The 16073-nt window shown below is 69.4% G+C and carries 10 protein-coding genes; 9 read left to right on the top strand and 1 reads right to left on the bottom strand.

What is annotated here, in order from left to right; genetic code table 11:
• Positions 1-297: 297 nt before the first annotated feature.
• Entirely contained in the window at positions 298-4251 is a 3954-nt protein-coding gene (gene eccCa / locus P3T29_RS26530; RefSeq protein WP_280719166.1) for a type VII secretion protein EccCa, read from the bottom strand.
• A gap of 433 nt (positions 4252-4684) precedes the next feature.
• Between eccCa and eccD the strand changes: the two genes are divergently transcribed.
• From eccD to P3T29_RS26485, 9 genes are all read left to right on the top strand, one after another.
• Entirely contained in the window at positions 4685-6148 is a 1464-nt protein-coding gene (eccD, locus tag P3T29_RS26525) for a type VII secretion integral membrane protein EccD (protein ID WP_280719165.1), read from the top strand.
• A gap of 212 nt (positions 6149-6360) precedes the next feature.
• Entirely contained in the window at positions 6361-6651 is a 291-nt protein-coding gene (gene rpsO / locus P3T29_RS26520) for a 30S ribosomal protein S15 (RefSeq protein WP_280719164.1), read from the top strand.
• A gap of 469 nt (positions 6652-7120) precedes the next feature.
• Positions 7121-9328, top strand: a complete 2208-nt coding sequence (locus tag P3T29_RS26515; RefSeq protein ID WP_280719163.1) for a polyribonucleotide nucleotidyltransferase — start codon at positions 7121-7123, stop codon at positions 9326-9328.
• 97 nt (positions 9329-9425) lie between these two features.
• Complete coding sequence (locus P3T29_RS26510) at positions 9426-10778, top strand: pitrilysin family protein (protein WP_280719162.1); 1353 nt, start codon at positions 9426-9428, stop codon at positions 10776-10778.
• 13 nt (positions 10779-10791) lie between these two features.
• Positions 10792-11535, top strand: coding sequence for a 4-hydroxy-tetrahydrodipicolinate reductase (dapB, locus tag P3T29_RS26505; protein ID WP_280719161.1), 744 nt, complete (start codon positions 10792-10794; stop codon positions 11533-11535).
• 7 nt (positions 11536-11542) lie between these two features.
• Entirely contained in the window at positions 11543-12004 is a 462-nt protein-coding gene (locus P3T29_RS26500) for a tetratricopeptide repeat protein (protein WP_280719160.1), read from the top strand.
• A 42-nt stretch (positions 12005-12046) separates the two neighbouring features.
• The gene (gene thyX / locus P3T29_RS26495) at positions 12047-12796 is read left to right on the top strand and encodes an FAD-dependent thymidylate synthase (protein ID WP_280719159.1); all 750 of its coding nucleotides are present in this window, start codon (positions 12047-12049) and stop codon (positions 12794-12796) included.
• Positions 12797-13013: 217 nt separating this feature from the next.
• Positions 13014-13913 carry a 4-hydroxy-tetrahydrodipicolinate synthase gene (gene dapA / locus P3T29_RS26490; protein WP_280719158.1) on the top strand — a complete coding sequence of 300 codons (900 nt, stop codon included), beginning with the start codon at positions 13014-13016 and terminating at the stop codon, positions 13911-13913.
• Between the two features lie 168 nt (positions 13914-14081).
• Positions 14082-15767, top strand: coding sequence for a ribonuclease J (locus P3T29_RS26485; RefSeq protein WP_280719157.1), 1686 nt, complete (start codon positions 14082-14084; stop codon positions 15765-15767).
• The last annotated feature ends 306 nt before the right edge of the window (positions 15768-16073 follow it).

The following is a 16073-nucleotide window of genomic DNA, read 5'->3' as shown; positions in this document are numbered from 1 at the left end:
ATCCGATGATCGCGTACGGTAATTGTCAAATTTGTCCGTCTTGCTCCAGGCGGCATGTCGCACTTGAATCAAAGGTGAACGGCAGATTGCGGCCGATGAATCCAAGGTCGTCTGTAGATGCGATCGGCGCTCGCCCAGGGGGCCTCCGGGGCGTTCGGGCCGCCTGGGCCGACAACGAGAACCGCAGCTCAGGGCCGGGAGAAACTCCATAACGTTTCAGCACCCGGGACGCCGAAAGGCCGGGTCCACCGGACCCGGCCTCTCTGCGATCACTCTGTGTTACTGATGGAACGGTGTTTACTGCGGCGGCAGCCAGCCCGTCTGGACCATCTGACCGCTGGCGATCTTGCGCGAGACGAACACGCCTCGGCCCGGCGGCAGCGCCTGCGGCTTGACGGTGCCGAGCAGCGCCCCCTCGTTCTTGTCGCCGGAGAGCATCAGACCCTGACCGCCGAGCTCCCGCATCCGCTGCATGATCGGCTCGAAGAGCGAACGGCCGGCGCCACCGGCGCTGCGGGCGATGATCACGCGCAGGCCGATGTCACGGGCGAACGGCAGGAACTCGGCCAGCGGCGCGAGCGGGTTGCCGGACTGGGTGGCGACCAGCTCGTAGTCGTCGACGATGACGAACATGTCCTTGCCGGTGTACCAGCTGCGGTCGCGCAGCTGCTGCGGCGTGACGTCCGGGCCCGGCAGACGACGGGAGCAGGCGCCCCGGAGCATCTCGACGATCGAGGACATGGCGGGTGCCGCCGCCGCGTACTCGACCAGGTACTCCGGCGGGACGGTGCCCAGCAGCGAGCGGCGGAAGTCACCGATCACGATGCCGGCCTGGTCCGAGGTGTACCGCTCGGTGATCTGCTTGATGATCATCCGGAGCATCGCGGACTTACCCGACTCGCTGCCACCGAAGACGATGAACAGCGGGTCGGTCTCGAAGTTGAGGTAGATCGGCGCGAGTTCGACCTCGTCCACACCGAAGGCGATACCGCGCTCGGGGTGCTCGAAGCCCTTGGGCAGCGAGTTGCCGTCGAGCACTGCGGGCAGCATCCGGACCTGCGGCGCGCGCGGGCCCGTCCAGGCGGCGTCGACCTGCTGGACGAGGTCGGCCACGCCGTCCTGCATGTCCTCGATCTCCGAGGAGCCGTCGAGCCGGGGCAGACCGGAGAGGAAGTGCAGCTTGGCCGCCGTAAGCCCTCGGCCGGGCTGGCCGGCCGGGACGTTCTGCGCGACCTTGCGGTCGATCTCGGACTCCATCGCGTCACCGAGCCGCAGCTCGGTGCGGTTCAGCAGCAGGTCCTTCATGGCCGGCCGGACCTCGGCGTAGCGGGCGGCCGTCAGGATGACGTGCACGCCGTAGCCGAGACCGCGCTGGGCGATGTCGCCGATCGCCGGTTCGAGCATCTCGAAGTCCTGCTTGAACGTCAGCCAACCGTCGATGATCAGGAAGACGTCGCCGAACTGCTCGTCCGGCAGCTGGCCGGCCGCCCGCTTGGTCCGGTAGGTGGCGATGGTGTCGATGCCGGTCGCCCGGAACAACTCCTCGCGACGGTTCAGGACACCCTGGACCTCGCTGATCGTGCGGCGCACCCGGTCGACGTCCAGACGCCCGGCGACCCCGCCGACGTGCGGCAGGCCCTGCAGGCTCTGGAAGCCACCGCCACCGAAGTCCAGCATGTAGAACTGGACCTCGGCCGGGGTGTGGGTGACGGCGAAGCCCGCCACCATCGTGCGCACCAGCGTCGACTTGCCGGAGCGCGGACCACCCACGATGAGACCGTGACCGGCCGAACCCGCGTAGTCCTGGTAGAGCACGTCGCGGCGCTGGTCACGCGGCTTGTCGACGATGCCGACCGGCACCACGAGCCGGCCGAGCGCGCCGAATTCGGGCGAGGTGAGACCGCGCTCGGCGGTGACCTGCAGCGGCGGCACCAACTGGTCGATGCTGGGCGCCGCGTCCAGCGGCGGCAGCCAGACCTGGTGGGCGGGCGGGCCCTGGCCGATCATCCGGCCGACGAAGGTGTCGAGCATGGTGTCGAGCAGGGAGTCGTCGATCTCCTCGGCGACCTCCACGATCTCCTCGACCACCGGCTCCACGGCCTCGACCTCGGCCGCCGTGAACAGCACCGGCTGAGCGGTGACCGTCCGGCCGCCGCTGACCACCACCTGGCCCGGCGGACGGTAGGCACCGGAGACGTACGCGGCGCGGAACCGCTCCATCACGTCGGAGCCGAACTTCAGGTACCCGACACCCGGCATCGGCGGCAGGTGGTAGGCGTCCGGCACACCGATCGCGGCCCGCGACTCGGCGGCCGAGAAGGTACGCAGACCCAGCCGGTAGGAGAGGAAGGTGTCCAGGCCGCGGAGCTTGCCCTCCTCCAGTCGCTGCGAGGCGAGCAGCATGTGCATACCCAGCGAACGGCCGATCCGGCCGATCTGGATGAACAGGTCGATGAAGTCCGGCTTGGCGGTGAGCAGTTCGGAGAACTCATCGATGATCATCAGCAGCGAGGGCAGCGGGTCCAGCGCGGCGCCGGCCGTGCGGGCCCGCTCGTACTCGTTGATGTTGGCGTAGTTGCCCGCCGAGCGCAGCAGCTCCTGACGGCGGTTCATCTCGCCCTCGATCGAGTCACGCATCCGGTCGATGAGGGTGGCCTCACCCTCCAGGTTGGTGATCACGGCCGCGGTGTGGGGCATCTCCGCCATACCGGCGAAGGTCGCGCCACCCTTGAAGTCGGCGAGGACGAGGTTGAGCACCTCGGAGGAGTGCGTGACGGCCAGGGCCAGCACGATGGTGCGCAGCACCTCGGACTTACCGGAGCCGGTGGCGCCGACGCACATGCCGTGCGGGCCCATGCCCTCCAGCGAGGCTTCCTTGAGGTCCAGCCAGACGTACTCACCGTTGGTGCCGACGCCGAGCGGGACCCGGAGCTTCTCGCGGATGGGCTTGGGCCGCCAGTGCCGGGCGGGGTCGAAGGCACCGGGGTCGCCGGTGCTCATCATCTCGGTGAAGTCCATCGAGATCAGCGACGGGTCGCCGTCGTCCCCGCCGACCGAGGCGCGGAACGGCGCGAGCTGGCGGGCCAGCGCCTCGGACTGCCAGGAGGACAGCACGTCCGGCTTGCCCGAGTACGAGGCACCGGAGGCGGACTCCAGCAGCAGCTCGTCCGGCGTGACGGTGACGATCAGGTGCCCGCTGGGCTCGTCCAGGTCGCCGGGGACGACCTCGATGATGGTGACGCCCTCGACGCCCTCGGCGCCGGCCAGCATCGAGTCGGGCGGCACGGCGGCGCCGTCCATGACGACGATGATGTGCGGCTGGTCGGGGGAGGGGACGGCGTCCCGGGCGAAGCCCTTGCGGCCGGCCAGCTCGTTCTGGAGCAGGAACTCCAACTCACCCAGGCCGGTGGCGATCAGGCGGCGCGAGCCGGCGCCGTCGTTCTCCTTGCGGTGCTGGGTGTGCGGCAGCCACTTGGCCCACTCCCACTCGTCCACCGCGCCGGGCGCGGCGGCCACCGCGACCATCAGGTCGTCGGGCGAGTGCAGCGTCGCCAACTGGGCGATCATCGCCCGGACGTTGCCGTACACGGTGTCCGGGTCGCCGCACACCGTGATGTGGTAGAAGGCGCGCAGCGAGACCGCCAGCGGCAGGTCCTGCAGGGTGCCGTGCGAGGTGAGGAAGTTCTTCATCGCCTCGGCGGCCAGCGGCTCCAGCTCGTCCATCGGCGCGGTCTGCGGCGCCACGAGCGGGGTGGACAGCTGCTGCGGCCCGCGCCCCAGCCTGATCTGTCCGAAGTCCGGATCGCTCGGCCTGCGCTCCCAGAGCCGGCGCCCCTCCGCCACGATCGACCAGAGCTGGTCCGGCTCGGGGTGCAGGAAGAGCTGCGCGCCACGCTGGCGCTCGGCCGTCCGCCGGACCTGACGCCGCATCTGCTGCAGGTACTTCAGGTAGTCCCGGCGCTCGTCCGAGGTCCCGGCGTTGCCGCCCTTACGGGCCTTGACGATCTGAGCCACCGCCATGCCGGCGGTGGAGGCGACCATCAGGACGCCCATCATCTTCATCGGCCCCTGAGCACCGGGGGAGAAGAAGAACGCCGCCGAGCCACCCATGCCGAGCAGCGGCAGCAGGGACATCATCCAGTCCTCGCTGCCCGTACGCGGCAGCTCGGGCGGAGGTACCAGCTCCACCGGCTCGTCCGGCACCGCGGGCGGATATGCCCGGGCCGGACGCTTGACGGTTACCACGCTCACAACGGCATCAGCCCTCACGCAACTGGATACGTACGGGTGAGGGCGCCCCGTGTTTGATGACGCCGCCCCCGCTCCGCCGACCGCAGGCGTCCTCGGGGGCTGCGCTAACCCGCCCCCGTACGCCTTGCGCAGGGGCAGATCCTACTGGTCTGCCCGGACTGTTCGAGCACGGGGGCGTGGTTGGCTTCGCCGAACAGCTGACCGTCAGTCACATCAGGGGCGCGGGGAACTGCGCGAAACCGGAAGTGACGGTGCCGCACCTGCCGCTTCGCGCAGTTCCCCGTGTCCCTGTTCCGGTTGCCCGGTTGCCTGCTGGCGAAGCGTGCGCGGTAGGGTAACGCCGCGCCAAGTCTTGGTCGGATCGTGACAGTTCCGGACCGGCCAAAAACGCGCTAGCTGACTAACAAACACAGTCAACGAGGGGGAAGCGCCGGTGAGCGCAAACGCAACGACCGGATTCTGCCGGGTCACCGTCGTGGCACCGGACAGCCGGATCGATGTCGCACTTCCGGAGGACGTTCCGCTCGCGGACGTCTACCCCGAGGTGCTCCGGCTGTCCGGGCAGACCCAGGTGGACGGTGCGCCGACCGGCTTCCACCTGGTCCGCCGCGACGGCACCGTGCTGGACAGCGGCCTGCCGCTCTCCGCGCAGCAGGTCCGAGACGGTGATCTGCTCAGCCTGCGCCCGTTCGCCGAGTCGCTGCCGCCCGCCGTCTACGACGACGTGGCCGACGCCATCGCCAGCGCGGTGGACACCGACCGCCGCTTCTGGAGCCCCGAGTTGATGCGGGCCTTCGGCCTGATCGGCTCCGGTGTGCTGCTCACGCTGCTCGGCTTCGCGCTCTGGTTCTCCGACCTGCGGCACGACATGCACAGCCTGCCGGGCATCGTCTCGGGCGTCACCGCGATCACGCTCGTCACCTTCGCCGCCGTCCGCGCCCGGGTCTACGGGGACCACGACGCCGCGCTGGCGCTGGGCCTCGGCGCACTGCCGCACGCGCTGATCGCCGGCTCCGGCATCCTGCCGGTCGCCACCGCCGGCGGCGGGCCCGGCCGACTGCAGTTCCTGGTCGGCAGCGTGACCGTGCTGGTGGTCGCGATCCTGCTGGTCGGCCTGCTCCCGGAGAAGGACTCGCCGTTCGTCGCGGCCTCCTTCCTCGCCTCGGCCGGCACCCTGGCCACCTTCGCCGCCGTACTGCTCCCGGGCACCCCCGCGACCCACATCGCCGCCGTCACCGGCGTGGCCGGCGTCTCGGTGATCGGCTTCCTCCCCGCGCTCTCGGCCCGCTTCGCCCGGCTGCCCGTCGGCTTCAGCGCCCCCGGCCAGACCCGCACCCGGGGTACCAGCTACAGCGAGGAGGCCAGCCGCGCCGAGGCCGTCCAGTACGAGCGGATCGCGCACCAGGCCCGCCGGGGCCACGAGGTGCTGATCGGCCTGGTCGGCGGCTGCTCCGCCACCATCGTCGGCGCCTGCACCGTGCTGGGCTTCAGTGACCAGATGTGGGGTGAGCTGCTGGCGCTGTCCCTCGGCGTCTCGACCATGCTGCGCGCCCGGCTGTTCCGCTACACCGCGCAGATCTTCAGTCTGATCATCGCGGGCCTGGCCGGCCTGAGCCTGCTGATCCTGGGCCTCTCGCTGCACACGCCGATGTACATCCTGAAGGCGGCGAGCTCCACCTCGACCGACATCCGCACCATCTGGCTGGCCGCGTCCATCGCGCTCGGCGCGGTCATCCTGACCGCCGTCGCGCTGGTCGTTCCCCGGCTGGGCGTCTCCCCGTTCTGGGGCCGGATCCTGGACACCGTCGACGGGGTCATGCTGATCTCGCTCGTCCCGCTGGCGCTCGCGGTGCTCGACGTCTACGGGCTCGTCCGGGGTGCGACCGGCACCGGCTGATCCCCGCCGTCGTCGTCCAGGTGCCCGCCGGCCGCCCCGCTTCGGGGGAGGCCGGCGGGCACTGGTACGCTTGGCCATTGAGCGCAGCCGTGTCCTGCCCCGGAGCCCCGGTTCCGATGCCGCGGACGACCGCGCTCGAGGTACGACACCGAGTCATCTCAGATCCTGTGCCGTAGACCAGGATCGCTCGGATCATCTCTGAAGGAGTTGCCGTGGCTCTCGACGCCGCTGTCAAGAAGCAGATCTTCGCCGAGTTCGGCCAGAAGGAGGGCGACACCGGCTCCCCCGAGGTCCAGGTCGCCATGCTGTCCCGCCGCATCTCGGACCTGACCGAGCACCTGCGCTTCCACAAGCACGACCACCACAGCCGTCGTGGCCTGCTGATCCTCGTCGGCCAGCGTCGCCGGATGCTGAAGTACTTGGCCGCCAAGGACATCGAGCGCTTCCGTACGCTCGTCGAGCGCCTGGGCATCCGTCGCGGTGCCGCCGGTGGCGCCCGCTAAGACCGCCGCGTGGGGGCGGCTCCCCTTCCCGGGGAGCCGCCCTTCGTCGCATCCGCACCGACATCCGAACGGACATCCGTAGGGGTATCCGTACGGACATCTGCGGGCATCCGCACAGACACATTCCACACGCGTGGCAATGGCAGCGTCTGTAGGGTGTGAATTTGTAAGGTGAGGGGCATGCCCGGTCATGGCGTCCGCACGATGCGGACGTAACCGAGGCAGCACGACATCACCCAGCGGGCCGCTGGCTTCAAACGGAAGCCGCCCGCGTCCGGAGGAGCGTCCACACGCGACCGCCGACCTGGCCGCCGAGAGGCGCCGGTCCTCGGTAGTGGCCGTCGGGAGTCCCAGTCAAGCGGACGACCCGGAGGCTTCGATCGAAGACCGGCCCAAGATGTGCCCGGGCCGCAGGTGGGCAAGCGCAGGGGCGCTCCTCGGGAAACGCACGAAAGAGGAGAACTTCCAGGTGGAAGAGAACGTGTTCTACGCCGAGGCCGTCATCGACAATGGCAGCTTCGGTACCCGTACCATCCGTTTCGAGACCGGCCGGCTGGCCCGTCAGGCCGCCGGCTCGGCCGTGGCCTACCTCGACGACGACACCATGGTGCTGTCCGCGACCAGCGCGTCCAAGCAGCCGAAGGAGCACTTCGACTTCTTCCCGCTGACGGTCGACGTCGAGGAGCGCATGTACGCTGCGGGCCGCATCCCCGGCTCGTTCTTCCGTCGTGAGGGCCGGCCCTCCGAGGACGCGATCCTCACCTGCCGCCTGATCGACCGCCCGCTGCGCCCGTCCTTCGTCAAGGGCCTGCGCAACGAGGTCCAGGTCGTCTGCACGATCATGGCGCTCAACCCCGACCACCTGTACGACGTGGTGGCCATCAACGCCGCCTCGGCGTCCACCCAGCTGGCCGGCCTGCCGTTCTCCGGCCCGATCGGCGGCGTCCGCGTCGCGCTGATCAAGGGTCAGTGGGTCGCGTTCCCGACCCACAGCGAGCTGGAGGACGCCGTCTTCGACATGGTCGTCGCCGGTCGCACCCTGGCCGACGGTGACGTCGCGATCATGATGGTCGAGGCCGAGGCCACCGCGAAGACCATCAAGCTGGTCGAGGACGGTGCCGAGGCGCCGACCGAGGACGTCGTCGCCGCCGGTCTGGACGCCGCGAAGCCGTTCATCAAGGTGCTCTGCGCCGCGCAGTCCAAGCTCGCCGCCCAGGCCGCGAAGCCGACCGGCGAGTTCCCGGTCTTCCTGGACTACCAGGACGACGTGCTGGCCGCCCTGACCAACGCGGTCAAGGACGAGCTGGCCCAGGCGCTCACCATCGCCGGCAAGCAGGAGCGCAACGCGGAGATCGACCGCGTCAAGGCGATCGCCGCCGAGAAGCTCCTGCCGGAGTTCGAGGGCCGCGAGAAGGAGATCAGCGCCGCGTACAACGCGCTGACCAAGAAGATCGTCCGCGAGCGCGTCATCAAGGACAAGGTCCGCATCGACGGCCGTGGCGTCACGGACATCCGTACGCTGGCCGCCGAGGTCGAGGCCATCCCGCGCGTGCACGGTTCGGCCCTGTTCGAGCGTGGCGAGACCCAGATCCTGGGCGTCACCACCCTCAACATGCTCCGCATGGAGCAGCAGCTCGACACGCTCTCCCCGGAGACGCGTCGCCGCTACATGCACAACTACAACTTCCCGCCGTACTCGGTCGGCGAGACCGGCCGCGTGGGTTCGCCCAAGCGCCGCGAGATCGGCCACGGCGCGCTGGCCGAGCGGGCGATCCTGCCCGTGCTGCCGACCCGCGAGGAGTTCCCCTACGCGATCCGCCAGGTCTCCGAGGCGCTGAGCTCCAACGGCTCGACGTCGATGGGCTCGGTCTGCGCCTCGACCATGTCGCTGCTGAACGCCGGTGTGCCGCTGAAGGCCGCCGTCGCCGGTATCGCCATGGGCCTGATCTCGCAGGAGATCGACGGTGAGACGCACTACGTCGCGCTGACCGACATCCTGGGCGCCGAGGACGCGTTCGGCGACATGGACTTCAAGGTCGCCGGTACCCGCAACTTCATCACCGCCCTGCAGCTGGACACCAAGCTGAACGGCATCCCGGCCTCCGTCCTGGCCGCCGCGCTCAAGCAGGCCAAGGACGCTCGTCTGCACATCCTCGATGTGATGAACGAGGCCATCGACGCGCCCGACGAGATGTCGCCGAACGCGCCGCGCATCATCACCATCAAGATCCCGGTGGACAAGATCGGCGAGGTCATCGGCCCGAAGGGCAAGATGATCAACCAGATCCAGGAGGACACCGGCGCGGACATCACCATCGAGGACGACGGCACCATCTACATCGGTGCCATCGACGGTCCCTCGGCGGAGGCTGCCCGTACGACGATCAACCAGATCGCCAACCCGACCATGCCGGAGGTCGGGGAGCGCTACCTGGGCACCGTGGTGAAGACCACGACGTTCGGCGCGTTCGTTTCGCTCATGCCGGGCAAGGACGGCCTGCTGCACATCTCGCAGATCCGCAAGCTCGCCGGTGGCAAGCGCGTGGAGAACGTCGAGGACGTGCTCGCCGTCGGCGCCAAGGTGCAGGTCGAGATCGCTGAGATCGACCCGCGCGGCAAGCTCTCGCTGATCCCGGTCGTCGAGGGCGAAGAGGCCGGCGAGGCCGCGTCCGAGTGACGCGTCTCTAGCTCTCTCGCGGCCCGCACGCTCCCTCCCGGAGCGTGCGGGCCGCACCCTGTTGTCTTCCCAGTTTCATGTTCATGGAGGTCCCCCCGTGGCTCAGGTCTCGGCAGCACAGCAGCGTCCCGGCACCACCCGGACCCTGCTCAAGGGCGTCGACGGCGCCGGCACCGTACGCCGAACCGTCCTCCCCGGCGGCCTGCGGGTCGTCACCGAGACCCTTCCCACGGTCCGCTCGGCGACCTTCGGCATCTGGGTCGGCGTTGGTTCCCGGGACGAGACCCCGGTTCTGAACGGCGCCACCCACTACCTGGAGCACCTGCTCTTCAAGGGCACCGAGCGGCGCAGCGCGCTGGACATCTCGGCGGCCCTGGACGCGGTCGGCGGCGAGATGAACGCCTTCACCGCGAAGGAGAACACCTGCTACTACGCGCGGGTGCTCGACACCGACCTGCCGCTCGCCATCGACGTGGTCTGCGACATGCTCACCGGCTCGCTGATCCGCCCCGAGGACGTGGAGGCCGAGCGCGGCGTCATCCTCGAGGAGATGGCGATGGCCGAGGACGACCCGGGCGACGTGGTGCACGACCTCTTCGCCAAGGTCATCTACGGCGAATCGCCGCTCGGCCGCCCGATCCTGGGCACCCAGGAGACGGTCAAGGGCCTGACCCGGGACCAGATCGCCGGCTTCTTCAAGCGCCGCTACAAGCCCGAGCAGCTGGTCGTCGCGGCGGCGGGCAACCTCGACCACGCCAAGGTCGTACGGATGGTCGAGCGGGCCTTCGCGGGCGTGCTGGCCAAGTCCACCGGCCACCCGGCCGACGTCCGCCAGGGCGTCAAGGCGCTGCGTACGGCCGGCAAGGTCGAGGTGCTCAACCGCTCGACCGAGCAGGCTCACCTGGTCCTCGGCGTCCCCGGCGTGCCCCGGCACGACGAGCGCCGCTGGGCGATGGGCGTGCTCAACGCGGCGCTCGGCGGCGGCATGAGCTCGCGGCTCTTCCAGGAGATCCGGGAGAAGCGCGGGCTGGCGTACTCGGTCTACTCGTACTCCTCCTCGTACGCGGACAGCGGCCTGTTCGGCATCTACGCGGGCTGCCAGCCCAAGCGGGTCGAGGAGGTCCTCAAGATCTGCCGCGAGGAGCTCGCCAAGGTGGTCGAGGGCGGCATCACCGAGGAGGAGCTGACCCGCGCGATCGGGCAGATCTCCGGCTCGACCGTGCTCGGCATGGAGGACACCGGCTCGCTGATGAACCGGATCGGCAAGGCCGAGCTCTGCTACGGCCACCACCTGTCGGTCGACGACATGCTGGAGAAGATCGCCTCCGTCACCCTGGACGACGTCCAGGCCGTCGCACGTGATGTGCTGGGCGCACACCGCCCGTCGCTCGCGCTGATCGGGCCGATCAACGACAAGCGGGCCGCCAAGCTCGCCGACCTCCTGGTCTGAGAGGACACTTCCCATGACGCTGCGCGTTGCCGTGATCGGCGCGACCGGCCGGATCGGCTCTGAGGCGGTCAAGGCCGTCGAGGCCGCCCCGGATCTCGAACTGGTCGCCACCCTGGGCCGCTCCGACAAGCTGGAGACCCTGACCGAGGCCGGTGTCCAGGTCGCCGTCGAGCTGACCCACCCGGACTCGGTGATGGGGAACCTCGACTACTGCGTCCACAACGGCATCCACGTGGTCACCGGCACCACGGGGTGGACGGACGAGCGGCTGGCCACGCTGGAAGGCTGGTTGGCTGCCGCCGAGGTCGGCGTGCTGATCGCGCCGAACTTCTCCATCGGAGCGGTGCTGTCGATGCAGTTCGCCCAGCAGGCGGCCCGGTACTTCGAGACCGTCGAGGTCGTCGAGCTGCACCACGACAACAAGGCCGACGCCCCCTCCGGCACCGCCACCCGCACCGCCCAGCTGATCGCCGCCGCCCGGGACGCGGCCGGCCTGCCCCGGCAGTCCGACCCGACCACCCACGGGCTGCCCGGCGCGCGCGGCGCGGACGTGGACGGCGTACCGGTCCACTCGGTCCGGCTGCGCGGCCTGCTCGCGCACCAGGAGATCCTGCTCGGCGACACCGGCGAGACCTTGACGATCCGTCATGACTCGCTGCACCACAGCTCGTTCATGCCGGGCATCCTGCTCGGCGTGCGCAAGATCGTCTCCCGGCCCGGCCTGACCCTCGGTCTCGAACACTTCCTGGACCTGTGAGCTTCGGATGACCTCTCGAACCGGTTTCTTCATCCTCTCCGGCGTCCTGCTGCTGGTCTCGCTGATCTGCGTCGGCGAGGGCGTCCAACTGCTCGCCACCGGCAAGCCGCTGGGCATCGGCATCGGCATCTGCGCCTTCGTCATCCCGCCCATCGGCGTCTGGTTCCTGCGCCAGACCATCCGCTTCGGCCGCGCCAGCGAGCAGCTCTCCCGCGAGCTGGAGGCCGAGGGCGGCCTCCCGGTGGACGAGCTCGAGCGCACCTCCGGCGGCCGGATCGACCGCGCCTCCGCCGACGCGGTCTTCGCCCGCCGCCAGGTCGAGGCCGAGGCCACGCCGGGGGACTGGCGGGTCTGGTTCCGCCTCGCCGTGGCGTACGCCGACGCGGGCGACGTCCCGCGCGCCCGCAAGACCATGCAGCACGCGATCAAGCTGCACGCCACGACGGGTGCGGCCGCACTCGCGGGCTAGGCTGTCGCCCGTCACAATGCCTTACCTCTGGAGGATCCTCGCGTGAGCGACGAAGCGGGTTCGGCCCCGCAGGCCCCTGCCCCGCAGTTCCGTAGCGACGTCGGCGTGGAGCTGGTCCGCAGCGCCGCGGCCGACTCGGACGTCATCTGGGCAGCCCGGGTCTCGACGGCCGGGGAGCAGTCCCTGGAGGCTCTCCAGCAGGACCCGGAGAAGTCCAAGGGCCTGATCAACTACCTGATGCGGGACCGCCACGGCACGCCCTTCGAGCACAACTCGATGACCTTCTTCATCACCGCGCCGATCTTCGTCTTCCGCGAGTTCCACCGGCACCGCAGCGGCTGGTCCTACAACGAGGAGTCCGGCCGCTACCGCGAGCTGCAGCCGGTCTTCTACGTCCCGGGCGAGGAGCGCAAGCTCGTCCAGCAGGGCCGTCCCGGCCGCTACGAGTTCGTGGACGGCACGGCCGACCAGGCCAAGGTCGTCTCGGCGGCGATGGAAGCCTCCTACCGGGCCTCCTACGAGGCGTACCAGGAGATGCTGGCCGCCGGCGTCGCCCGCGAGGTGGCGCGCGCCGTGCTGCCCGTCGGGCTGTTCTCCTCGATGTACGCCACCTGCAACGCCCGCTCGCTGATGCACTTCCTCTCGCTGCGCACCAAGGACGAGCGGGCCACCGTCCCGTCCTTCCCGCAGCGCGAGATCGAGATGGTCGCCGAGCAGATGGAGGCGGCCTGGGCAGAGCTCATGCCGCTCACCCATGCGGCCTTCAACGCGCACGGCCGCGTCGCCCCCTGACCTGGGCCGACAGGCATATGGGCGGGTTGCCTGGCATGTCTGGATTGCGGCTTCAACAGCCGCTCCCTAGTCTCAGGACCAGGTTTCCGGTGCTGCTTGAACCCCCGAGCAAGCAGCACCGGAATCCCATGTCCGGCCGGCTCCGTACGCCGCCCACCTGTCCGAACCCTGGACCGGCCTGGGTACCCACCAGCCGCCTACGAGTAGTTTTGGACGCATGGCTCCGACCTCCACCCCCCAGACGCCCTTCGGCCGGGTCCTGACCGCGATGGTGACCCCGTTCACCGCCGACGGCGGACTCGACCTCGACGGCGCCCAGCGCCTTGCCACCCACCTCGTGGACTCCGGCAACGACGGACTGGTGCTCAACGGCACCACCGGCGAATCCCCGACCACCAGCGACGCCGAGAAGGCCCAGCTGGTCCGCGCCGTGGTCGAGGCCGTAGGGGACAGGGCCCACGTCATCTCGGGCGTCGGCACCAACGACACGCACCACAGCGTCGAGCTCGCCCGGCAGGCCGAGGCCGCCGGTGCGCACGGCCTCCTCGTCGTCACGCCGTACTACAGCAAGCCCCCGCAGGAGGGGCTGTACCAGCACACCGTGAAGATCGCGGACGCCGCCGATCTCCCCGTGATGCTCTACGACATCCCGGGCCGCAGCGGTGTCGCCCTGAGCCACGAGACCCTCGTGCGGCTCGGCGAGCACCCCCGGATCGTCGCGAACAAGGACGCCAAGGGCGACCTCGGCGCGGCCGCCTGGGCCATCGCGCGCAGCGGGCTCGCCTGGTACTCCGGCGACGACATCCTGAACCTGCCGCTGCTGTCGGTCGGAGCGGTCGGTACGGTGAGCGTGGTGGGTCACGTCGCCTCCGCCGAGCTGCGCGCCATGATCGACGCGTATCTCGCCGGTGACGTCGCGAAGGCCGCCGCGATCCACCAGAGCCTGCTGCCGCTGTTCACCGGGATGTTCCGCACCCAGGGTGTCATCCTGAGCAAGGCCGCACTGAACCTGCAGGGCCGCCCGGCGGGGCCGGTGCGGCTGCCGCTGGTCTCCGCCACGGCGGATGAGATCGCACAATTGAGGGAGGATCTCGCCGCAGGCGGGGTACACCTCTAACAGACGAAGACGTGCGCGCCCCGGCTCGCCGGACCCTCCCGGGTCTGCCGCTGGACCGGAACGAAGGCGCGAGAGACCTAGTAAGTAGGAAACCAACGGAAGCACGCACGCCATATGTCTCCAGGGGAGGACCCCCGGGCATATGGCGTGCGTCGTGAGGAGAGTCTTTTGAGCCACCCGCATCCCGAACTCGGCACGCCGCCCGCACTCAAGGAGGGCGCCCTCCGGATCACTCCGCTCGGCGGCCTCGGTGAGATCGGCCGCAACATGACGGTCTTCGAGCACGCCGGCCGGCTGCTCATCGTCGACTGCGGCGTCCTCTTCCCCGAGGCGGAGCAGCCCGGCATCGACCTGATCCTGCCGGACTTCTCGTCCATCCGGGACCGCCTCGACAAGATCGACGGCATCGTCCTGACCCACGGCCACGAGGACCACATCGGCGCCGTCCCGTTCCTGCTCCGCGAGAACCCGGACATCCCGCTGATCGGCTCCAAGCTGACCCTGGCGCTGATCGAGGCCAAGCTCGCCGAGCACCGGATCCGCCCGTACGTGCTCGAGGTCAAGGAGGGCGAGCGCGAGCGCATCGGCCCCTTCGACTGCGAGTTCATCGCGGTCAACCACTCCATCCCGGACGCGCTGGCCGTCGCCATCCGCACCCCGGCCGGCATGGTCGTCTGCACCGGCGACTTCAAGATGGACCAGCTCCCGCTGGACGGCCGCCTCACCGACCTGCCCGCCTTCGCGAAGCTGGCCGAAGAGGGCATGGACCTGCTGCTGGTGGACTCCACCAACGCCGAGGTCCCCGGCTTCATCCCGCACGAGCGGGACATCTCGGCCGCGCTGCGCAACGTCTTCTCCAGCGCGGACAAGCGCATCATCGTCGCCTCCTTCGCCAGCCACGTGCACCGCATCCAGCAGGTGCTGGACGCCGCGCACGAGCACAAGCGCAAGGTCGCCTTCGTCGGGCGCTCGATGGTCCGCAACATGGGCATCGCCCGTGACCTCGGCTACCTCAAGGTGCCGGGGAACCTGATCGTCGACGTGAAGACGCTGGACGACCTCCCGGACAAGGAGGTCGTGCTGGTCTGCACCGGCTCCCAGGGTGAGCCGATGGCGGCACTGTCGCGGATGGCCAACCGCGACCACCAGATCCGGATCGTCGAGGGCGACACCGTGATCATGGCGTCCTCGCTGATCCCGGGCAACGAGACCGCGATCTACCGCGTCATCAACGGCCTGACCCGCTGGGGCGCCAACGTCGTCCACAAGGGCAACGCCAAGGTGCACGTCTCGGGGCACGCCTCGGCGGGCGAGCTGCTCTACTTCTTCAACATCTGCAAGCCGCGCAACCTCATGCCGGTGCACGGCGAGTGGCGCCACCTGCGGGCCTGCGCGGACCTCGGCATCAAGACCGGTGTCCCGAAGAACCGCACGGTCATCGCCGAGGACGGCGTGGTCGTCGACCTGGAGAACGGCGTCGCGAAGATCGTCGGCAAGGTCCAGGCCGGGTACGTCTACGTCGACGGCTCGTCGGTCGGCGACGTCACCGAGGCCTCGCTGAAGGACCGCCGCATCCTGGGCGAGGAGGGCTTCATCTCCGTCTTCGTCGTGGTCGACTCCAACAGCGGCAAGATGGTCGGCGGCCCGACCATCCAGGCCCGTGGCTCCGGCATCGACGACAACTCATTCGGCCCGGTCGTCGCCAAACTGGAGGAGGCGCTCGCGCGCTCCGCCAACGACGGCGTGCTGGAGGTGCGCCAGGTCCAGCAGCTGGTGCGCCGCACCATCGGCAAGTGGGTGGCGGACAACTACCGTCGCCGGCCGATGATCCTGCCGGTCGTCGTCGAGGTCTGATCCTCTGCCCGACCCTCGGTTTGACGTGGGGCAACCCGGAGCGTAATGTTCTCCGGGTTGCCCCTCCTCCGAATGTAATTCTGAGAAGGAAAAGCAGCCCCGAGAAACTCTGCTAGAGTTCGGGAGCGCCGAAAGGCCAAAGCAAATCAGATAAACGAAACTCCGGAAAACGGAGCGGAAATCATCTGCTAAGCTCGAAACACGAAAGAATGAACGAAGCGCCCGGAGAGCTTGCGAGAGCGGCTTGAAGGAAGCGTCCGTTCCTTGAGAACTCAACAGCGTGCCAAAAGTCAACGCCAGATATGT

Origin of the sequence: Kitasatospora sp. MAP5-34, assembly GCF_029894335.1 — a bacterium.
Lineage (GTDB): Bacteria > Actinomycetota > Actinomycetes > Streptomycetales > Streptomycetaceae > Kitasatospora.
Note: the sequence above shows the minus strand (reverse complement) of the source record. Positions and strands in the feature narration are given on the sequence as shown.